This is a genomic window from Stenotrophomonas sp. TWI1183, assembly GCF_039673115.1.
GTDB lineage: Bacteria > Pseudomonadota > Gammaproteobacteria > Xanthomonadales > Xanthomonadaceae > Stenotrophomonas > Stenotrophomonas maltophilia_AA.
This window is the reverse complement of sequence record NZ_JBDJKZ010000011.1, coordinates 124,455-145,009: the sequence shown is the minus strand read 5'-3', so window position 1 is coordinate 145,009 and position 20,555 is coordinate 124,455. Positions and strand designations below refer to the sequence as shown.

Here is a 20,555-nt window from a genome sequence, read left to right as displayed (position 1 = left end):
GGGCCTGGGGGGGGCCGGCCGGGGGCGGCCACGGGCGGGGGGGGGGGTCGTGGGGGGCGCCGCCCCCCGCCCGCCACTACCGGTGGCGGGCGTGGCAGCAGCCGGCGTTACCCCGCCGGGGTCAGCATCTGCCGCAGCATCGCCTTCAGCCGCCGCCCTTCGAGCTGGAAGTAATCCCGCTCGGCGTGCCACGCCGGGAAACGCTTCTCCACCTCGGCCCAGAAGGCCGGCGAGTGGTTGGCCTGGATCAGGTGGCAGAGCTCGTGCACCAGCACGTACTCGAACGCCGACGGCCGCCCCAGCACCAGGGCCAGATCCAGTGCCATGCTGCCGTCCGGGGCCAGCGAGCCCCATTGCGAGGACATCACCTTGAGCCGCAGCCGCGCCGGTGCGCGCGGCAGCCCCGGCAGGTAGCGCGGCAGCCACTGGCCGACATCGGCACGGGTCTGTGCTTCGTAGAACTCGCGCAGGGCACGGCGCAGCGTGGCGTCGGTGCCCCGGCTGGGCCAGTGCAGGCAGGCGCCGTCGGCGTCGATCGCCATATGCGCATAACGGCTGGTTTCCCAGCGCAGCGGCAGCAGCTCACCGCGCAGCGGCAGCACGCCCGCCTCGCCGATCACCAGCGGCGGCGGCAGGTTGGTCGCCTGGTAGCTGCGCAGCTGTTCGGACAACCAGCCACGGTGCTGCTCCAGGAAGCGCTCGCCCATCACCAGGCTGGCGCGCGGTGGCAGGGTCAGGCGCACGCCGCGCTCATCGACGCTGAGCTTGATCCGGCGCGCGCGCGGATCGCGTACGCGCAGCACATCGATCTCGGCATCCTCCAGGCGCAGCCGTACCGTATCGCGCTGCAGCGTGCTGACAGCCGGCGAAATCAGGCGGCGGAGGAATCCGGACATGGGTACAGCATAGCGCCGGCCGTGACCGGCGCATGACTGGGGACTGATCGGATCCGGTCAGTCCGCCTTGCTGAGCTTGAAGGCCTCTTCCAGCAGCAGGAACAGGCGACGCACTTCGCCGCTCTGCAGGGCGAAACGGGCGTCCAGTTCGGCGCGGCGGCCGTCATCGTCGGCATGCTCGAGCTGGTCCAGCGCGCCATCCAGGAACTTCAGCTTGCGCACGATCAGGTCGTCGCCGAGCACGAAGGACAGGTTGTCCTCGAACACCAGCGCCAGCTTGGTCACCTGCTTGCCGGCATCCAGGTGCTTGTCGATCTCGTCGCAGCGCAGTTCCTGGTGCTGGCACTTGACCACCGCACCGCCCTCGGCCGGGTCCTTCATCTCGCACTCTTCGCCCAGGCTCAGCCCGGTCGGCAGGGGTTCCCCGGCGATCCAGCCGGTGAGGATCGAGCGCGGCGCCACTTCGGCATTCAACGGCATCGCCGGGAAGCTGCCGAGCAGGCCACGGATGTCGGACATCATGTTCTCGCCCTTCTTGCTGCTCGAGCAGTCCACCGCGACGTAGCCGTGGGTCAGGTCGATCAGCGCGTCGGTACGCGAGCTCTTCACGAAGGCACGCGGCATCAGTTCGTGCAGCAGGTCGTCCTTCATGCGCTTGCGCTCGCGGCCGCCGGGCTTGCGGCCTTCCTTCTCTTCGATTTCCTCGAGCTTGCGCGCGAGCAGGTCGTTGACCACCGCGCCCGGCAGGATCTTGTCCTCACCGCCGACGGTGAGCCACAGCGCATCGCCGACGCGGTGCGAGAACACGGCCTTTTCTTCACGGCCGAACGGCGAGATGAAGCCACGGGAATTCATTTCAAGCGGACCGACCGGCTTGAGCAGCACCTGCGGCAGCAGGGTGTCTACGTCGGAGAAATCGGTGGCGGTCGGGAAGCGGAACAGCGTCAGATTGCGAAAGAACATGGACGTCCAGAGTAAGAGCGTGAAAGGGAGGGCGGGCGCGCCGGCGTGGCTCAGGCCGGGCCGGGGGCGTCGCCGGGGTCGTGGGCAGTGCCGGCCCAGGCCGGCGGGTCGGGCAGCGGGGCCGCCGCGGCGCGCCCCAGTGCCATGAAATCGAACAGCGCCGGATCGGCCAGCTGCGAGGGATGGATGTTGCCCAGCGCGCGTGCGATCTGGTCGATGCGGCCGGGCTGGTCGCGCTCCCACTGCTGCAGCATCTGCTCGACCTGGCGGCGCTGCAGGGTGTCCTGGCTGCCGCACAGCGTGCAGGGAATGATCGGGAACGCGCGTGCCTGGGCGTAGGCGCTGATGTCCGCTTCGCTCACGTAGGCCAGCGGGCGGATCACGATGTGCTGGCCGTCGTCGCTGCGCAGCTTGGGCGGCATCGCCGAGAGCTTGGCGTGGTGGAACAGATTGAGGAAGAACGTGGCCACGCTGTCGTCGCGGTGGTGGCCCAGCGCGATCCTGGTGAAGCCGTGTTCGGCCGCATGCCGGTACAGCGCACCCCGGCGCAGGCGCGAGCACAGCGAACACATCGTGCGGCCTTCCGGGATCACCCGGCTGACCACCGAATAGGTGTCCTGCTCGATGATCTGGAACGGCACGCCGATCGAGGCCAGGTAGGTCGGCAGCACCTGCTCGGGAAAGCCGGGCTGCTTCTGGTCCAGGTTCACCGCCACCAGCTCGAACGGCACCGGCGCTTTTTTCTGCAGCTGCAGGAGGATGTCGAGCAGGGTGTAGCTGTCCTTGCCACCGGACAGGCACACCATGACTTTGTCGCCGGCCTCGATCATGCCGAAGTCGGCGATCGCCTGGCCCACCTGGCGGCGCAGCTGCCGCGCCAACCGGTCCTGCACGCCGCCGGGCGCGCGCGGATCGCGGGCGCGCGGGACGGGATCGGGCAGGCGGATGACAGCGCTCATGGGGTTCATTCTACCGGCTCGCACCCGCCGCCACGGAGTCCGTGAGGTGACTGCGTTCACTCCCGGCGGTCATCCGGGATGTGTATGCTCGGAGCCTGTGGAAACCATGACCCCCAGCGATATCAGTGCCCGACTTGCCACGCTCCGGCAGGAGCACCGTGCGCTCGATGACCAGATCCTGCGCATGGCCGCCAACGGCGACGACGAGCTCGAAGCCAAGCGGCTGAAGCGGCGCAAGCTGCAGTTGAAGGACTGCATCGCCAAGCTGGAAGACATGCTGATTCCGGACGAGCCGGCGTAGCCTTGTGCCGCGCTGGCGCGCGGGTACCGACCAACGGTCGGTACCTACGGATTGCTGGCGGACGTGGTGAGATCCGGATACGCCCGGATTGACGACGTGCCGTCGTCAATCCTGGGCTACCGGTTCCTCTGGCTTCGCTGCTTCCGGGCTGACCCGCTCGATGGTGTGGCGCAGTTCGCGGCCGAGGATGAATTTCGCATCCTTGGCCCACGCGTCCAGGCGCGCGTCGAACAGCAGCTTGCTGTTCTCATCCGGCCACACCAGGCGCAGTTCGCGCAGCTTCTGGATGAAGCCGCGGAACAGCGTGCGGTCGAAGAACTCCGGCGCGGCCGGCGCGTAGAGCAGGCTCAGGCGCTGCGCCGCCTGCTGGCAGAGGCTTTCCAGCTCGGCCGCACCCAGCGTACCCGGGCCGTTCTTCACCAGCACCGAGATCGCGATGTAATAGCGCTCGAACGCCTGCTGCAGCGAATGGCCGATCGCACGCAGGCGGAAGACTTCGTCGGTCTGCCCGGTGTTGCGCGCCAGGATGCCACCGTCGTCATCGTTGATGTTCTGCAGCAGCCCTTCGCGCACGAACACGTTGATGGTCTGCTCGATGCGCTGGGCGAACTCGTCTTCCGTCCACGGCAGGAACAGCTCGGCCTGCAGGAACGGGTACACGGTGCGGCCCAGCTGGACCAGCCCGGTGCGGCTCATGCGGCGGTTGTTCTGGAAGCAGCAGGCCACCCACGACGAGGCCGTGAACAGGTGGATGACGTTGTTGCGGAAGTAGCTCAGCAACACCGCGGTGTCGCCGCTGACGCTGAGCACATCGCCCAGCGGGTGCTTGATGCGGGTGAGGACGTTGATCTCCTCGGCGTGCGCGATGATCCGCTCCGGCGAGTGCGGGGTCACCGTCACCCGGTCCGAGTAGGGCATCTCGACCAGCAGGGTCTTGCACAGCTCGATCTGCGCGATCAGGTCCGCCTCGCCCATCGCATGCTTGGGCGTGGACAGCAGCGCCAGCGCGAGCAGGTTGATCGGATTGACGTCGGCCGCGCCGTTGATGTGCACCTGGATGCGTTCGGCCAGGTGATCCACCGTGCCGGACAACCATGAAGGCTTCTCGTCTTCGCCCACCGGCTGGCCATTCCAGTCCGGCGCACGCTGGGCGAGCACGTCGTTGAGCGCGATCGGCTCGCCGAAGTTCACGACCACCTGGCCGTAGTTCTGCTTGAGCACTTTCGGGATCGACCACAGCAGCGACCAGATCGATTCCTTTTCCTTCGGCCGGCCGGACAGTTCGTCCAGGTAGCTGCCGCCTTCCATCAGCTTTTCATAGCCGATGTAGACCGGCTGGAACAGGACCGGCTTGCGCGGCTGGCGCAGGAACGCGCGCAGCGTCATCGAGATCATGCCGCCCTTGGGCTGCAGCAGGCGCCCGGTGCGCGAGCGGCCGCCTTCGACGAAGTACTCGATCGAGTAGCCGCCGGCGACCAGCTGCGCCACGTATTCGCTGAGCACCGCCGAGTACAGCGCGTTGCCGCGGATCGAGCGGCGGATGAAGAACGCACCGCCCTTGCGCAGCAGCGTGCCGACCACCGGCAGGTTGAGATTGATGCCGGCCACGATGTGCGGCGGCACGATGCCGCGGTCGTACAGCAGGTAGGACAGCAGCAGGTAATCCATGTGGCTGCGGTGGCTGGGCACGTAGACCACTTCGTGCCCGGGCGCGGCCGCCTTGAACTTGTCCAGGTGATGGACCAGCACGCCAGCGTAGATGCGGTTCCAGACATGGCTGAGCATGAAGCTGGCCGAGCGCACCACCGGACTGGAGTAATCCGCGGCGATTTCCCACGCGTAGGCGTGGGCTTTCTTCCAGGCATCGGCCGGCTTGGAGTTGTCGCGCTTGGCCTGGGAGGCGATCGCTTCGCGCACGGTGTCCGCGTCCAGCACCTTGTCCACCAGCAGGCGGCGGGTCGACAGGTCAGGACCGATCACCGACTCGCGGATGCGGCGGAAGTGGGTGCGCAGCACGCGCTGCAGCTTGCGCACGGTGCGCTCGGGGTCCAGCCCCTCATCGACCGTGGTGCGCAGCGAGATCGGCGGGGCGAAGCGCACGATCGTGCTGCGGCCGTTGAGCAGCACCGCCAGCAGGCGACGGAAACGACCCACCAGGGCCCAGTTTTCCGAGAACAGCACCGCGAACCAGCCGCTCTGCTTGTCCGGCGCGCGGCCGACGAAGATCGATACCGGCACCAGATGCACGTCCAGCTCACCACGGGCGCGGTGCGCCTGCAGGACCTTGGCCAGCGAGTCCGAGTGGGTCTTGGCGCCGCGCTGCTCGGGGATCAGCGAGTTGCTGCTGCTCCGGCGCGACAGCGCCAGGTAGGCGCGCTTGCGCCCGGTCGGGTCACCCGCGATCGGCACCAGCGGCGAGGGCAGGCCGGCTTCGCGGCAGGCCTTGTCCAGAATCAGCGCGTTGGACAGACCGTAGTCCTCCAGCACGTAGACCACCGGGCGGCCGTCGTTGTACTGGCCAGGGTGTTCGGGCTCGATCTTCAGCGACAGCCACGGCTCGACCAGGCGGCCGAGCAGGCGCGCCCACCACGGCGGGCGGCCACTGGGCGGACGCGTGCCGGGCACGATCGCGGACGGCACGACGGTGGACGGCTCCGCATCGACCGCAACGGCATCCACCGGCGCGCCAGCGACCGGCGGGACCGGGGCAGCGGCACCGTCGGACGGCACGGTAGCGGGCGACGAGGACGTGGCGTCCGGCGTCTTGGGCGGCTCTTCGCCGGGGAAAGGCAGGGGATTCTGGTTCGGCATCGGCTTCATTATGGCTTAGCCGGTGCAGAAGCACCGTCCTTGACCGTCGCGGCGGCCTCTGCTTCGGCCGCCTGCCGGGCGTCATGTTCAGCTTGCGCGGCGTCGGCGGCCTGCAGCAGCGCATCGGTGTCTTCCAGCGTACGGGTCACATACCAGTGGCCCTCGCGGCGGGTCATCCGCACCTGCGCTTCGATCTGCTCACCGGCCAGCGTGTACTGGATGCGCACCACCGCGTCGTCGCCCAGTTCGGAGGTCAGTTCGCCGCGCAGCTCGGTCAACGCGCCGTCCAGCGACAGCCCGTAGCTGGCCAGTGCAGTCTTGAAGGCTTTGATGAAGGGGCCCAGCCGACGCAGGCTCTCTTCCATGCCTGCCGCCTGCAGCTCGGCATCGGTGGACAGCCCGGCGGTGCGCGCGGTGGCGGTGAGCAGGGTGATGGTGGTCTTCGCCCGCTGCTTGTCCGTCAGTGGCGCCGCGGCGGCCCAGCGGCTGAGCGCGTTCACCACCTGGGTGTAGTGGGCGCGCTCGCTGTCGCTGTACTCGCTCTGGTTGCGCAGGTACTGCTCGCCGAACAACCCCATCGAGTGGGCCGCCTGGCGGACCTGGGAGGCCTGGCCGGCGATCTGGGTATCGAACGAGCGCTGCAGCCGCTGTGGCGCATCCGGCCGCGACAGCGCCGCCAGCATCGGCAGCAGCTGCCCATCCAGCGGCAGCTCGGTCAACGGCCAGCGGCTGTGGCCCTGGTTCCAGGCGCCCTGCAGGCGCGCGTACTGGGCCGGTGGCACCGCCGCCTTGGCGTAGCCGACCAGATCATTGTCGGCGACCCGCTGCGCCAGCTGCTGCAGGGCAGCGACCGGCTCGGACGCCGGTGCGTCCGGATCGATCCGCTTGTCCTTGCAGGCACTGAGCAGCACCACCCCGCACAGGGCCAGCGCCAACGCCTGCCCTCGGTACTGCCACGGCTTCAACGACATGGACATGAATTCGGACTCCCCGGACCGGTCCGCATCTTGCGGCCTGTTCAGTGACAGCGGCAAGCCGGCAACCCCGCCGACCTCGCGCCATATGCGCAAGCCGTTGAATGTACAGAAAAACCGGTTGTGACGGGGCAGCTCCGCCCCGTCGTCGCCTCAGCGCGCGGCCAGGGCCTGGGCGATCTCGGCCTGGATGGCGCGCGCGGCGGCCTGCGGGTCGCTGGCCAGCCGGATCGGGCGCCCGACCACGATCGCATCGGCGCCGTCGGCAAAGGCCTGGGCCACGCCGACGGTGCGCTTCTGGTCATCGCCGACCGGGCCGCCGGAGCGGATGCCCGGGCACACGATCGAGAAGCCGGCACCCGTGGCGGCGCGGATCGGCCCGGCCTCCTGGCCGGAGGCGATCACGCCATCGATGCCGGCCGCCTGGGCAGCCAGCGCGCGCTCGACCACCACCTCGACCGGTTCGCGGTCGATGCCCATCCGGGCCAGGTCGCTGCGCCCCATCGAGGTCAGCACGGTCACCGCCAGCAGGCGCATGTCGCTGCCGTTGGCGGCCGCGCAGGCTTCCATCATCGCCGGGTGCCAGCCATGGATGGTGGCGTAGCTCACCGGCCACTGCGACAGGCGCTTGATCACCGCCGCGGCGGTGGCCGGGATGTCGAAGAACTTCAGATCGACGAACACGCGCTTGTCGCGCGCGGCGAGTGCGTCGAGCACGTCGAAGTACTCGCCGGAGGCCAGCAGTTCCATGCCGATCTTGTAGAACGACACGGCATCGCCGAGGCGATCAACCCAGGCCAGCGCGTCGTCGCGGCCGGGCACGTCCAGCGCGAAGATCAGGCGTTCCTCGTCACGCAGCGGCAGCGGCGCGCGGCTCACGGTGCGTAGTCCAGCGCAGCGCGCTTGGCGTCGTGGCGGGCCTGGCGCGACTGGCTGTAATCGTTGTTGAACTGGGCCGGCTCGAAGCCGCCGTAGGTCGGGTTGGGCAGCATCCACCAGCGCTCGCCGAACCAGTCGTGGTACTCCTGCAGCAGCGCGTCACGGCCATCGTTGGTGTTGGCGGTGACTTCCACGAAGTCACCCAGCTGGTCACCGAACTGCATCAGCACGCGGTACTGCTGGCCGGCCAGGCGGCGGCGGCAGTTCTTCTCGCTGCCGGCCTGCTCGCAGCCGTCGACCACGGTGCCCAGGCCGAGGAACACGCTGTCGTCGGCCACCGGCAGGCCCTGCTCGCGCAGGTTGGCAAGCGTGGCGTCCTTGAGGTGCACGGCGCGGTTGGAGATGTACAGCAGGGTGACGCCCTTGGCGTTGGCGGCCTTGGCGAAATCGACCACGCCCGGAATCGCCTTGGCCTTCTTCTCGGCGACCCACTGGTCCCAGCTCAGCTCGTCGTATTCCTTGCCATCGCGCACCAGGCGCGCCTGGTACGGCGAGTTGTCCAGCACGGTTTCATCCACGTCCAGCACCACGGCCGGCTTCAGGCCCTTGGCGGCGTTGCCGCGTTCTTCCGGCACCAGCGCGTCCCAGTTCGGTTCCTTGAGGGCCTTGTCCAGGTGATCGGCGGCGGCGCGGTAGGTCTGCTCGGTGATCGCGCGGTATTCCTGCGCGCGCTGCATCCACAGCACCGCATTGAGGTTGTCATTGGCGGCCACGGCGGCATCGCCGGTGGCAGCCGGGGCGCTCGCCGCGGCAGCGGCTGCCGGCGGGGCGGCATCGGCCGGGGTTTCAGTGCGCTTGCAGGCACTCAGTGCCAGTACGGCACAGGCAAGCACGGACAGGGAAACAGCACTACGACGCATGGCATTCACCGGCAACAGATTCGCGCCAGTTTACCGGCTTGTCCCGCGGCATTCATGTGGCCGGCGGGGCTCGGCTATGCTGCACGCCCCTGAAACACCGCGGAGCGCCCTATGACCGACGACACCCAGACCCCTGCCCTGCCCGTGCTCAGCGCGGCCCAGGCCCGCGCGTTGGGCTGCCTGATCGAGAAGGAGGCGACCACCCCGGACGCCTACCCGCTGACGGTCAACGCTGCGCAGGTGGCCGCCAACCAGAAGACCGCCCGCGAGCCGGTGATGGCCCTGTCGGCCGGCGATGTGCACCACGCGCTGCGTCAGTTGGAGACGCTGGGCCTGGCGCGCCAGCAGTATTCCTCGCGCGCCGAGCGCTACGAGCATCGCGCCGGTGCCGCGCTGGACCTGACCCGCCAGCAGCTGGCCATCCTGGGCCTGTTGCTGCTGCGCGGCCCGCAGACCCTCAATGAGCTGCTGACCCGCAGCGAGCGCCTGGTCCGTTTCCAGGACGTGGACGAACTGCGTCATCACCTGGAGCGCATGATCCAGCGCGATATGGCGGTCCAGCTGCCGCGCGCCAGCGGCCAGCGCGAAGACCGCTACATGCACCTGCTGGCGGGCCCGGTGGACGTGCAGGCCCTGGCGGAGCAGTACAGGTCGGCGCCGTCGGGCGCTGGCGGTGGCGGTGGCGGTGCCGCCCATCCGGCGCTGGAGTCGCGCGTGCAGCAGCTGGAAGCCACCGTGGCCGAGCTGCAGGAGCAGCTGGCGGAGTTGCGCGCGCAGTTGGGGGGGTGAAGTGCAGCCACGCATGGCGTGGCTCTACCTGGTCGGATGGCGTGGCTCTACCGGATCAGACGGCGGGCGCGCCCGGGGTGGCGAACAGCAGCACCACATCGCCGCCATGCGGCGGCGGCAGCAGCAGGTCGCCGCGATCCTCCATGCCGAGCTTGCGCAGCAGCGCGGCCGACCGCACGTTGTCCGGCGAAACGATGCCGTACAGGTCGGTGTAGCCCAGCACGTCGCGCGCGTAGTGCATCACCCCGCGCGCGGCTTCGAACGCGTAGCCGTGGCCCTCGTACTGCGACAGCAGCGCATAGCCGATATCCGGTGCCGGCAGTCCGTCGCGACGGACCAGGCCGGCGTTGCCCAGCCAGGCGCCGTCTTCGCGGCGGATGATCGCGTACATGCCGAAGCCGTTGAGGGTATAGCTGCCCAGCACGCGCTCGGCGGTGTAGTCACGCGCCTGCGCCAGGGTACGCACGCCGCGGTCGGCGATGTTGCGGATGAAGCCGGGCTCGTTGAGCAGGGCCAGCATGTCGGCCGCGTCATGGTCGGGGTCGATCAGGCGCAGGTGCAGGCGGTCGGTCTGGATCACGGCGGACATGCGGGTACCGGCTGAGGAAGATAGCCTGATTGTGCCGTAGAGCCACCCATGGGGTGGCTCTACCTGGCGACGCTCAGTCGAACAGGGCCTGGATCGCCGCCAACCCGGCGCTCGCGCGCTCTTTTTTGCGCGCGGCATCGGCGACCGGATCGGCACCATCGCGCTGCATTTCCTCGGCCGGAATCTCATCGAAGAACCGGCTGGGCTTGAGCCGCACGTGCTCGCCGAACTTGCGGGTGAGCTTGCTGTAGCTCATCCACAGCTGCACCTTGGCGCGGGTGATGCCCACGTACAGCAGGCGCCGCTCTTCCTGCAGGTTGCCTTCGTCCAGGCTGACCTGGTGCGGCAGCACGCCGTCCTCGCAACCGATGATGAACACGTACGGGAATTCCAGGCCCTTGGAGGCGTGCATGGTCATCATGCGCACCTGGTTGCCGCCGTCGTCCTTGTCGTTGCGCGACAGCAACGCCAGCTGCGCGGCCAGATCCGCCGTCGATGCACCCCGCGGGCCGCCTTCGAACCATTGCGCCAGTTCTTCCAGGTTGCCGAGGCGACGCTGGTAGACGGACTCTTCCTTGCACGCGCTGCGCAGGTCCGAGACCAGCCCGGAGTCCTTCACCAGCTTGCGCACCAGGTCGCCGGAGCTGAGCTTGGGCATCTCCGCGCGCAGGTCGCGCAGGATGTCGGTGAAGCGGCTCAGGCCGTTGGCCGCACGCGGTGGCAGCTGCGAGAGTGCGCCGATCGCTTCGGCGGCATGCGCCATCGGCAGGTCTTTTTCCGACGCCAGCTCGGCCAGCTTGGCCAGCGTCCCGGCGCCCACTTCGCGCTTGGGCGACTGCACCGCGCGCATGAAGGCCGTATCGTCGTCCGGGTTCACCAGCAGGCGCAGCCAGGACAGCGTGTCCTTGACTTCCTGCCGTTCCAGGAACGCGGTACCGCCGGTGATGTGGTACGGCGCGCGCACCAGCTGCAGCGCTTTTTCCAGCGGCCGCGACTGGAAATTGCCGCGGAACAGAATGCAGAAATCACTCCACGGAATCTTCTTGGAGGTGGCCAGGAAGGAGATTTCCGCCGCTACTTTTTCGGCCTCGTGCTCGCTGTTGCGGCACTCCCACACGCGGATGCGCTCGCCGTCGGCCTGGTCGCTCCACAGCTTCTTCAGGTGTTCGTGCGGGTTGTTGGCGATCAACGCATTGGCCGCGCGCAGCACGCGGTTGGAGCAGCGGTAGTTCTGCTCCAGCTTGATGATTTCCAGCGCGGGATAATCGCGCGCCATCTGCTGCAGGTTTTCGGGATTCGCACCGCGCCAGGCGTAGATCGACTGATCGTCATCGCCCACGCAGGTGAAGTTGCCCTTGCTGCCGGCCAGCTGCTTGAGCAGCCGGTACTGCGCATCGTTGGTGTCCTGGCATTCGTCGACCAGCAGATAACCGATGCGTTCGCGCCAGGCGATGGCGATCTCGGGATTCTCTTCCAGCACCTGCACCGGCAGCCGGATCAGGTCATCGAAATCGACCGCGTTGAACGCGGTCAGGCGCAGCTGGTAGCGCTCGTAGACGCTGGCCGCTTCCTTCTCGCGCGTGCTGCGCGCGGCCGCCATCGCCTGCTCGGGCGAGAGGCCGGCATTCTTGGCCCGTGAGATCAGGTTCTTCACGTCCTCGATGTCGTCCGGCTTGGCCCCGTACATCAGGTCCTTGACCTGCGCGGTCGAATCGTCGGCATCAAAGATCGAGAACCCGCGCTTGAGCCCCACCGCGGCGTGCTCGATCTGCAGGAACTTCAGGCCCAGCGCGTGGAAGGTACAGATCGTCACTTCATCGGCGTCGTCACCGCGCAGGCGCTTGGCCACGCGCTCGCGCATTTCCTTGGCCGACTTGTTGGTGAAGGTGATCGCCGCGATCCGCCGCGCCGGGTAGCGCTTGCTGGCGATCAGCTGGCCGATCTTCTCCACGATCACGCGCGTCTTGCCGCTGCCCGCGCCCGCAAGCACCAGCAGAGGACCTTCGCAGTGCATCACTGCCGCGTGTTGGGGAGGATTGAGACCGTGCATGCCATCTCCAGGGGAGGGGCATTGTAGCGGGCCGCCCGGCCGGAGCGTGGTGATCGATGGCAGCGGACGAAAGCGTCCGCTGCCATGGGCCCGGCAGCCACGAGAGGCGGCCGGGCGTCTAGAATTGGCCGATGGCCAAGCTCTATTTCTATTATTCGGCGATGAACGCCGGCAAGACCACGACCCTGCTGCAGTCGGCGCACAACTACCGCGAGCGGGGCATGCGCGTGGCCATCCTCACCCCCCGGCTGGATGATCGCGCGGGGCGCGGCGTGGTCGCGTCGCGGATCGGCCTGAAGGCCGACGGCATCGCGTTCCAGCAGGACACCGACCTGCAGCAGCTGATCGCCGACGACATCGGCACGCACGGCCCGTTGGGCTGCGTACTGGTCGATGAAGCGCAGTTCCTGACCCGCAGCCAGGTCTGGCAGCTCAGCGAGGTGGTCGACCAGATGCGCATCCCGGTGCTCTGCTACGGCCTGCGCACCGATTTCCGCGGCGAGCTGTTCGAAGGCAGCCAGTACCTGCTGGCCTGGGCCGACGAGATGCAGGAGATCAAGACCATCTGCCACAGCGGCAAGAAGGCCACGATGACGGTCCGCGTGGACGAGCACGGCCACGCGGTGCAGGACGGCCCGCAGGTGGAGATCGGCGGCAACGAGCGCTACGTGTCGGTGAGCCGCGCGGAGTTCAAGAAGATCACGCGCGGCGAGGGAAGAATCGACCCGGCACAGGTCCCATTGCCGCTTTGATCAGTACAACGTGCGTTCCGGCGCGCCCTTCGGCGGCGGGCTGTACTGGTACAGCCAGGTTTCGGTGAGCGTCTTGCCACCACTGCGCAGGTACAGCCGGATGTCGATCTGCTCGGTCGAGTCATCCGGTGGCACCACGTCGAACATGGCGCGGTAGCCCTTGATCTCGCGCAGCGGGCGCGCCGAGACGATCTCGGTGCGGCCACGGCTGACCTGGACCACGGCTTCCACCTCGCCCTTGTCGATCAACGCCGCCAGCTCGCCGCCTTCGAAATCGACCGCGAAGCGCCATGAGAAATACGCGCGCTTCTTGCCGATCACCCCGCCCAGGCCGGTACGGCTGGCCACGCAGTGCGCCAGCGGCGTGCGGGCCGGCGGCTCGGCGCCCCAGTACAGGCGGTAGCCCAGCAGCAGCTCCTGGCCCGGCTGCGGCTTGGCCTCGGGATTCCAGAACGCCACGATGTTGTCGAAGGTCTCATCCACGGTCGGGATCTCGACCAGCTGCACCGAGCCCTTGCCCCACTGCCCCTTCGGTTCCACCCACAGGCACGGCCGCTTCTCGTAGAAGACGCCGTCGTCCTGGTAGTGATCGAAGTTGCGGTCGCGCTGGAGCAGGCCGAAGCCGCGCGGATTGTTGTCCACGAACATGTTGAAGCGCAGGTTGTACGGGTTGCACAGCGGGCGCCAGATCCATTCCCCGGCCCCGGTCCACATCGACAGGCCGTCGGTATCGTGGATCTCCGGGCGCCAGTCCCAGGCCATGCGGCGGTCGTTCTCGCCCACCTGGTACATGCTGGTGCACGGCGCGATGCCGAGCCGCTCGATCGCCTTGCGCGGGTACAGCGCGCAGTCGATGTCCATCAGCAGCACGTCACCGTTGGTGATCGCGAAGCGGTAGGCGCCGGTGGTGCTCGGCGAATCCAGCAGGGCGTACACCACCAGCGTGTCGGAGTCCGCCGCCGGCTGCTCCAGGTAGTAGGCGATGAAGTCCGGGAATTCCTCGGGCTTGCCCATGCCGGTGTCGATCGCCAGGCCGCGCGCGGACTGGCCGTACTGGCCTTCCTTGCCGACCGCGCGGAAATAGCTGGCACCGAGGAACGCGGCGAAGTCGCGGTTGGTGTCCTTGCGCGTGTTGAGGCGGAAACCGGCGAAGCCGAGGTCGGCCGGCAGGTGGCTGCCCTTCAGGCCGCTCTTGCCGTAATCGAACGCCGCGCCGTCATAGGCCAGCTCCTGCGCCTTGCCGTCGGTCACGTCGAACATCCGCACTGGCGAGTGGAAGTACAGGCCGAGGTGGAAGAACTTGGCCTGGTAGCGGCCGGGCTGGTCGGCCCACAACGCATGGTCCTGGCGGTACTGGATCGACTGGTACTGGTCCCAGTCCAGCGCTTCGACCGGGCCGGGCAGCGTGCGCTTGTGGCTCTGATAAGCGGCCTGGGACAGCGCGCGGGCCTGCCCCTTCAGCGAGGCGAAGTCGAACGGCTGCGGCTGGCCGAGCCGGCGCAGGCCGACCTGGTTGCCCTGCGCGGCGCAGGCCGGCAGTGCGGGCAGGCCGAAGGCGGCCAGGGCCACGGAGGCATTGCGGAGGAAGTCGCGTCGTTGCATGCAGGCAGCGATGGCAGGGAAGGGCCGGCCATCATAGGCACGCAGACGTTAATTCGCCGAGGTGAATACGGCGCAGCGTTCAGCCAGCGCGCTCAGGGAGTGGCGGCTACCTGCGCCGATGCGCAGGCCTGGCGTGCCCGCTCCACCTCCGCGACCAGCTGTCCCCCCTGCGGGAACTGCGTCTTCAGCGTCTGGTGGAGCTGCCCCAGCGCCTCGCGGGCACGCGCCGGTGCACCGCGGCAGTCGAGTTCGGCCATCGCCGCCCGGGCGCGCCAGCGCAGCGCGCGGCTCTCGGGGTCGGCCGTGTCGCCCACCAGCAGGGGCGCCAGCGCGCGGCGGGCTTCCACGGTCTGGCCCATGCGGCCCAGGTTGCGCCCCCAGGCCAGCTGCAGCGCACGCTGCAGGGTCGGGCCGGCGGACCCGGCCCGGTCCACCCGGGGCATGAGCGCGGCCAGCTGCTCCCCGGCCTGGCGCGGGTCGCCGTGCGCGCTGACCAGCTCGGCCATGCGGCGGTCGGCCTGCTGCACCGAGGCATCGTCATCGCCGCGCTGCGCGGCCTGCCACTGCCGCCCCTCATGCAGGGCGGCCAGGGCGGCCTGCCAACGCCCGGCCAGGGCCAAGGCCTCGCCCTGGTCGTACAGGCCCTGCGGCAGCAGTCCCACGCAATCGGGCTGCCGCCAGATCGCCACGGCCCGGGCGAAGTCATCGAGGGCGGTGGCGCTGTCGCCGCGCTCCATGGCCAGCCGACCCAGCGCGTGCCAGCTCAGCCCGGTATCGCGGTGTTGCTCACCCAGCGCCTGCCGGGTGAGGCGATGGATCTGCTGCAGCTCGGCCTGTGCCTGCTCGAGGTCGCCCCGCTGCATCGCCAGCAGGGCGCGCAGGCGGCGGATCGAGAGGGTCTCGGGATGGTCCGGTCCATACAGCGTCACCGCATCGGCAGCTGCCAGCCGCAATGCCTGCTCGGCGGCGTCCAGGTCCCCCTGCGCGGCCAGGCTCTCGCCCATGTGCCGGCGCAGCGCGATCAGCTGCGGGTACCGCATCGTGGCATCGGCCTGCAGCAGCTGCAGCGCCTGCCGGTAACCGGCCAGCGCCGCCGGGGCGCGGCCATCGTCGCTGTCCAGCGCGGCAAGGTCGGCCAGGCTCTCAGCGGTGCCGGGCGTATCGCGGAGGATGTCGCGGCGCAGGACCAGCGCCTGGCCGAAAGCGGCGCGCGCGTTGTCGCGGTAGCCGAGGAGTTGCTGGCAGCGGCCGAGCTGGGTGTGGTACGCGGCCACGGCCGCCGGCAGCCGCAGGCGGTACTCCGTGGCCAGCGACTGCATCGGGGTGAGGTGGGTCACGCAGTCGCGCGAGCGGCCCAGCATGCGCAGCGCACGACCGCGTTGGGTCACGGCCTCCAGCTGCAGCGTCGGCGGGACCTCGCCGACCTCCTCCAGCAGCGCGCGCTGGCGGTCCAGCGTCTGCAGCGCCAGCTGGTAGTCGCCCATGCCGATCCGGAGCCGGCCGATCACCCCTTCCAGCTCGGCCAGCGACAGCGGCTGATCCCGCAGTTCGGCCTCGCCGCGTTGCTGTCCGGTCGCCAGCAGCTGGCGAAGATCGAAGCTGCCGTGGCGCACGCCGGCGGCGCGGTCGAACAACCCCACGGTGAAATCCTGCATGGCCTGGGCCCGCGCGATCTCGCGGCGCGCCTGCTGCATCTGCCACAGCGCGGTCAGCGCCAGGGCAAGCAGGGCCAGCACCGCGACGCTGCCCAGCGCCACGCCCCACCGATGCCGGCCCAGGTATTTGCGCAGCCGGTAGCCCACGTGCTGCGGACGCGCATGGATAGGCCGGCCTTCGAGGAAACGGCGCAGGTCCTGGGCCAGTGCTTCGACCGAGGGGTAGCGCTGCGCCGGCTCCTTCTGCAGGGCTTTGAGCAGGATGGTGTCGAGGTCGCCCCGCAGGCGCCGTGACAGGCGCCGGGCGGCCACCGCGTGCTCGCCACCGGCGGCGGCCAGGCGCGCCATCACCGACGAGGCACGCGGTGCCTGCACCTCCAGGATCGAGCGTTCCCACTCGGCATCGCTGTGCCGGCGCAACCGGTAGGGTTTCTGGCCGGTGATCACTTCGAACAGCACCACACCCAGCGAGTAGACATCGGTGAGCGTGGAGACCGGCTCGCCACGTACCTGTTCCGGCGCGGCATAGTGCAGGGTGAAGGCGCGCGCTTCGGTGGGCGGATGCGCGGGCGGCTTGCCGTCGTCGTCGTCCAGCAGCTTGGCGATGCCGAAGTCCAGCAGCTTCACCTCGCCATCGGCGGTGACCAGGATGTTGGAGGGCTTCAGGTCGCGGTGCACGATCAGGTTGGCGTGCGCGTGGCTGACCACCGCGCACACCTGCAGCATCAGTTGCAGGCGGCGCTCCAGCGGCAGCGCCAGCCGCTGGCAGTGGTCGGTGATCGGCTCGCCTTCGACATAGGCCAGCGCCAGGTATGGTTGCCCCTGCAGGTCCACGCCCGCATCGAACAGCTGGGCCAGGTTGGGATGCTGCAGCCGGGCCAGGATCTCGCGCTCGCGGCTGAAGCGCTGGCGCAGGCCGGGGTCGGCGTAGCCGCTGCGCAGCAGCTTCAGGGCGACCTGGCGCTCGTACAGACCGTCGGCGCGCTCGGCCAGCCAGACCTCGCCCATGCCACCCTCGCCGAGCGGACGCAGCAACCGGTAAGGGCCGACGCGGGTGCCGACCCGGCTGTCTTCGGGCGCGGCGGTCCACAGCGGCTGCGCCAGGAACTCGTGGCTGTCGCGCTCGTGGGCGAGCAGGCGCTCCACGTCGTCGGCCAGGCCGGGATCCTCCGCGCGCAGGCGCAGCAGCCGCTGCTCACGCGCCGGTTCGGGCAGTTCCAGCAATTGATCCAGCAGGCAGGACAGCTGCCGCCAGCGTGACGCCTCCATCGCTCCTCTCCCCGGACGATGCGTGGCTGTTCAGGACTCCCCGACCGAGGCCAGCAGGAACATGCGCGCCTTCTGCCAGTCGCGGCGGATGCTGCGCTCCGAGCGCTGGCACAGATCGGCGATCTCCTGTTCGGAGAGGCCGGCGAAATAACGCAGTTCCACCACCTTGGCCAGGTGCGCATCCACCGCATGCAGTTGTGCCAGCGCGACATCCAGCGCGAGCAGGTCTTCATCCAGGCGCACGCCGCTGCTGCTGTTCTCGGGCAGTTCCACCCGTTTGAGATCGCCGCCGCGCTTGCGGGCCAGCCGGTTGCGTGCGTAATCGACGACCACGCTGCGCATCGCCGAGGCCGCATAGGCGAAGAAGTGCGCACGATCCTCGAAGCGCGCCGCGCCGCGGGAGCCGAGCAGCTTCAGGTACGACTCGTGCACCAGCGAGGTGGCATCCAGGGTGCGTCCCTGCTGCCCGGCCAGCTGCCGGCGGGCCATGCTGTGCAGCTCGTGATAGAGCAGGGTCAGGACCCGGTCGAGCGCGGCGCGGTCGCCCGCCCGGGCCGAATCCAGCCACACGGTGATATCCGGTCCTTCGTCCATCGCACACCCCCGCCGGTGATGTTGGGCGGACTATACCGCCGGGGGAGCGACAGGCGCGCGACGATTCAGCGCTGGCAGTGCCCGCACCAGACGCTGGCACGCTGGCCGATGGTGGCGTGGCGGAGCAGCCGGCCGCACTGGCGGCAGGGCTCGCCTTCACGCCCGTAGACCAGCAGTTCCTGCTCGAAATACCCCGGCGCCCCGTCCGGATTGATGAAATCGCGCAGGGTGGTGCCCCCGCGGGTGATGGCGTGGGTCAGGATCTGCTTCACCGCGTCGGCCAGGCGCTGGTAGCGCTCGCGCGAGATCCGCCCGGCCTCGCGCAGCGGGTTGATCCCGGCCATGAACAGGCTCTCGGCGGCATAGATGTTGCCGACGCCGACCACGATGGCCTGGCCCATCAGGAAGGTCTTCACCGAGGCGCTGCGGCCGCGGCTGCGGGCGAACAGATAGTCGCCGTCGAACGCCTCATCCAGCGGCTCCGGGCCGAGTCCGGCCAGCAGCGGATGGGTCTCCCCGGCGGGCTGCCAGAGCAGGCTGCCGAACCGCCGCGGGTCGTTGAAGCGCAGCAGCCGGCCGTTGTCCAGGCTGATGTCCACGTGGTCGTGCGCCCGCACCGGGGTATCGCCGGGCAGCACCCGCAGGCTGCCGGACATGCCCAGGTGCAGCACGGCGCTGCCGACGGCGGTATCCAGCAGAAGGTATTTGGCGCGGCGGCGCACGCCCTCGATGGCCTGGCCGGGAAGCTGCTCGCTGACTTCCGGCGGGATCGGCCAGCGCAGATCCGGGCGGCGCAGGATCACACCGTGGACGCGACGGCCTTCCAGATGCGGCGCAAGGCCGCGGCGGGTGGTTTCTACTTCGGGGAGCTCGGGCATGGCGCAATTCTAAGGCGTCCCCCGATGAACCGCGGTAGAGCGGCGCGCTGCCCCGCTACGGTCCGAGCGCGAGGCTCAGCGCGGCGGTGCCGCCAGCTCGCGCGCACTCAGATAGCCATCGCCATTGGCATCCTGTTTGTGGAACCGCTGGACCAGCGTCTGCCGCTGCTGCGCCCGCGTGATCGGCGGGCCCTTGCCACCGGGCAGCTCATCGGCGCCGAGCACGCCATCGCCGTTGCGGTCCATGCGATCGAAGGCGTACAGCAGCCACTGCACGTACTCCTCCACACTGACCCGGCCATCGCCGTCGGTGTCCATGCGCTGCAGGTAACTGCCGGTGTCGGTGACCTGCGCCTGTGCCGTCGCGCCGAACAGGCCAACGGCCAGGCCCAGACACGCAGAACGCCGCACAAGGCGGCGTTTCGCGGACACGTTCCCGGGCGGGAGGCGCATCGATCAGTGTGCCGTCAGTGCGTAGCCCTTCAGGCGCGCGGCGTAGTTCTGCAGCGCGGCGATGCCACTGGCTTCGGCTTCGTGGCACCACGCCTGGAGCAGCTTGAGGCGCTCGGCGGCGTCGTTGCCGCGGGCCTCGAGCAGGGCGGCCAGGCGCGCGCGGTGTTCGACCAGCACGCGGATGCGCGGGCGCTGCTCGACCCAGGTGCTGAGCTGGGCGCGGCAATCCGGCTTGAGCCAGCGGCCGTCGTTGACCAGGCCGCGGCGCATCCGACGCGGCAGCAGCTTGCGCAGCTTGGCGCCGGCCATCGCGGCCTCTTCGCGCAGGGCCGGCACGAACACGTTGCGCTGGTAGTCGGTCATTGCCTGGAAGCGGTGCGACAGCAGGGCCTTGAGGGTTTCAGCATCGGGCACGGCGATGTTCGGGCGCACGTCCATGCTCGGTGCCACGCGCAGCACCTTGGCCAGGCGCAGGGCCTGCAGGCCACGGATCACCGCCCAGCCGATATCGAACTCCCAGCGGCGCATCGAGAAGCGCGCCGAGCTCGGGAAGGCGTGGTGGTTGTTGTGCAGTTCTTCACCGCCCACCCAGAACGCCCACGGCGTCAGGTTGGTGGAGGTGTCGGCCGATTCGAAGTTGCGGTAGCCCCACCAGTGGCCCAGGCCATTGATGACGCCGGCGGCCCAGAACGGGATCCACGCCATCTGGATCGCCCAGAGGGCCACGCCGGGCAGGCCGAACAGCACGCTGTTGATGACCAGCAGCGCGACCGGGCCGAGATTGGCGTGCGGCGTGTACAGGTGGCGCTCGATCCAGTCGTCCGGGGCACCGCGGCCGTACTGCTCGATGTCCGCGCGCATCGCGCGGGCCTCGCGGTACAGCTCCACGCCGCGCCAGAAGACCATGCCGATGCCCTTGGTCACCGGGCTGTGCGGGTCTTCATCGGTTTCGACCTTGGCGTGGTGCTTGCGATGGATCGCCACCCACTCCTTGGTGATCATCGAGGTGGTCAGCCAGGTCCAGAAGCGGAAGAAGTGCGCGATGACCGGGTGGAAATCCACGCCCCGGTGCGCCTGGCTGCGGTGCAGATACAGGGTCACGGCGAAGATGGTCAGCTGGGTGAACACCAGCAGCACCAGGCCCATGCCCCACCAGCCGAGGCCGACGACACCGCCGGTCAGGAAGTTGAGGAGCGTATCGAACATCGCAGGACTCCGGGC

At 69.1% G+C, this 20,555-nt stretch carries 18 protein-coding genes; 3 read left to right on the top strand and 15 right to left on the bottom strand.

Annotated features, from left to right (window positions below; all coding sequences use genetic code 11):
- Window positions 1-107 precede the first annotated feature (107 nt).
- From ABE434_RS12185 to ttcA, 3 genes are read right to left on the bottom strand one after another with little or no spacing between them, the layout of a single operon-like run.
- Window positions 108-896, bottom strand: coding sequence for a SprT family zinc-dependent metalloprotease (locus ABE434_RS12185; RefSeq protein WP_346479010.1), 789 nt, complete (start codon window positions 894-896; stop codon window positions 108-110).
- A gap of 57 nt (window positions 897-953) precedes the next feature.
- Complete coding sequence (locus ABE434_RS12180) at window positions 954-1,859, bottom strand: recombination-associated protein RdgC (protein WP_019184123.1); 906 nt, start codon at window positions 1,857-1,859, stop codon at window positions 954-956.
- Between the two features lie 50 nt (window positions 1,860-1,909).
- Entirely contained in the window at window positions 1,910-2,818 is a 909-nt protein-coding gene (gene ttcA, locus ABE434_RS12175; RefSeq protein ID WP_346479009.1) for a tRNA 2-thiocytidine(32) synthetase TtcA, read from the bottom strand.
- 97 nt (window positions 2,819-2,915) lie between these two features.
- On the opposite strand from ttcA, the gene ABE434_RS12170 reads away from it, so the two are divergent.
- Window positions 2,916-3,119: a DUF465 domain-containing protein gene (locus ABE434_RS12170; RefSeq protein ID WP_176990288.1), complete on the top strand. Its 204-nt coding sequence runs from the start codon at window positions 2,916-2,918 to the stop codon at window positions 3,117-3,119.
- Window positions 3,120-3,224: 105 nt separating this feature from the next.
- Here the strand turns inward: ABE434_RS12170 and plsB are convergent, their stop codons facing one another.
- The 4 genes from plsB to ABE434_RS12150 all read right to left on the bottom strand — a co-directional run bounded on the left by plsB (window position 3,225) and on the right by ABE434_RS12150 (window position 8,703).
- Window positions 3,225-5,939, bottom strand: coding sequence for a glycerol-3-phosphate 1-O-acyltransferase PlsB (plsB, locus tag ABE434_RS12165; protein WP_346479008.1), 2,715 nt, complete (start codon window positions 5,937-5,939; stop codon window positions 3,225-3,227).
- Entirely contained in the window at window positions 5,939-6,907 is a 969-nt protein-coding gene (locus ABE434_RS12160) for a hypothetical protein (RefSeq protein ID WP_346479007.1), read from the bottom strand. The genes plsB and ABE434_RS12160 overlap by 1 nt, the downstream gene beginning before the upstream one ends.
- Window positions 6,908-7,057: 150 nt before the next feature.
- On the bottom strand, window positions 7,058-7,783 hold the full coding sequence (gene pyrF, locus ABE434_RS12155; protein WP_346479006.1) for an orotidine-5'-phosphate decarboxylase: 726 nt from the start codon (window positions 7,781-7,783) through the stop codon (window positions 7,058-7,060).
- Window positions 7,780-8,703 (bottom strand): 5'-nucleotidase, lipoprotein e(P4) family, encoded by a 924-nt coding sequence (locus ABE434_RS12150; protein WP_346479005.1) that lies wholly within the window; start codon window positions 8,701-8,703, stop codon window positions 7,780-7,782. Before ABE434_RS12150 ends, pyrF begins: the two co-directional genes overlap by 4 nt.
- Window positions 8,704-8,814: 111 nt before the next feature.
- On the opposite strand from ABE434_RS12150, the gene ABE434_RS12145 reads away from it, so the two are divergent.
- Window positions 8,815-9,492, top strand: coding sequence for a DUF480 domain-containing protein (locus tag ABE434_RS12145; RefSeq protein ID WP_346479004.1), 678 nt, complete (start codon window positions 8,815-8,817; stop codon window positions 9,490-9,492).
- A 55-nt stretch (window positions 9,493-9,547) separates the two neighbouring features.
- Here ABE434_RS12145 and ABE434_RS12140 read toward each other — a convergent pair whose 3' ends face one another.
- Both ABE434_RS12140 and ABE434_RS12135 read right to left on the bottom strand, forming a co-directional pair.
- Complete coding sequence (locus tag ABE434_RS12140) at window positions 9,548-10,081, bottom strand: GNAT family N-acetyltransferase (protein WP_346479003.1); 534 nt, start codon at window positions 10,079-10,081, stop codon at window positions 9,548-9,550.
- A 73-nt stretch (window positions 10,082-10,154) separates the two neighbouring features.
- Window positions 10,155-12,131 (bottom strand): UvrD-helicase domain-containing protein, encoded by a 1,977-nt coding sequence (locus ABE434_RS12135; RefSeq protein WP_176990295.1) that lies wholly within the window; start codon window positions 12,129-12,131, stop codon window positions 10,155-10,157.
- 131 nt (window positions 12,132-12,262) lie between these two features.
- Here ABE434_RS12135 and ABE434_RS12130 point away from each other — a divergent pair, with 131 nt between their 5' ends.
- Window positions 12,263-12,883, top strand: a complete 621-nt coding sequence (locus ABE434_RS12130; protein ID WP_176990296.1) for a thymidine kinase — start codon at window positions 12,263-12,265, stop codon at window positions 12,881-12,883.
- Here ABE434_RS12130 and ABE434_RS12125 read toward each other — a convergent pair whose 3' ends face one another.
- The 6 genes from ABE434_RS12125 to ABE434_RS12100 form a co-directional block, all read right to left on the bottom strand.
- Window positions 12,884-14,485: a glucan biosynthesis protein D gene (locus tag ABE434_RS12125; RefSeq protein ID WP_346479002.1), complete on the bottom strand. Its 1,602-nt coding sequence runs from the start codon at window positions 14,483-14,485 to the stop codon at window positions 12,884-12,886.
- A 92-nt stretch (window positions 14,486-14,577) separates the two neighbouring features.
- Window positions 14,578-17,409: a protein kinase gene (locus tag ABE434_RS12120; protein WP_346479001.1), complete on the bottom strand. Its 2,832-nt coding sequence runs from the start codon at window positions 17,407-17,409 to the stop codon at window positions 14,578-14,580.
- Window positions 17,410-17,439: 30 nt separating this feature from the next.
- The gene (locus ABE434_RS12115; RefSeq protein ID WP_176990299.1) at window positions 17,440-18,003 is read right to left on the bottom strand and encodes an ECF-type sigma factor; all 564 of its coding nucleotides are present in this window, start codon (window positions 18,001-18,003) and stop codon (window positions 17,440-17,442) included.
- Between the two features lie 65 nt (window positions 18,004-18,068).
- Window positions 18,069-18,881 carry a bifunctional DNA-formamidopyrimidine glycosylase/DNA-(apurinic or apyrimidinic site) lyase gene (gene mutM / locus ABE434_RS12110; protein ID WP_346479000.1) on the bottom strand — a complete coding sequence of 271 codons (813 nt, stop codon included), beginning with the start codon at window positions 18,879-18,881 and terminating at the stop codon, window positions 18,069-18,071.
- Window positions 18,882-18,956: 75 nt separating this feature from the next.
- Window positions 18,957-19,334 carry a hypothetical protein gene (locus tag ABE434_RS12105; protein ID WP_346478999.1) on the bottom strand — a complete coding sequence of 126 codons (378 nt, stop codon included), beginning with the start codon at window positions 19,332-19,334 and terminating at the stop codon, window positions 18,957-18,959.
- Window positions 19,335-19,337: 3 nt separating this feature from the next.
- The gene (locus tag ABE434_RS12100) at window positions 19,338-20,540 is read right to left on the bottom strand and encodes a fatty acid desaturase (RefSeq protein WP_176990302.1); all 1,203 of its coding nucleotides are present in this window, start codon (window positions 20,538-20,540) and stop codon (window positions 19,338-19,340) included.
- Window positions 20,541-20,555 lie beyond the last annotated feature (15 nt).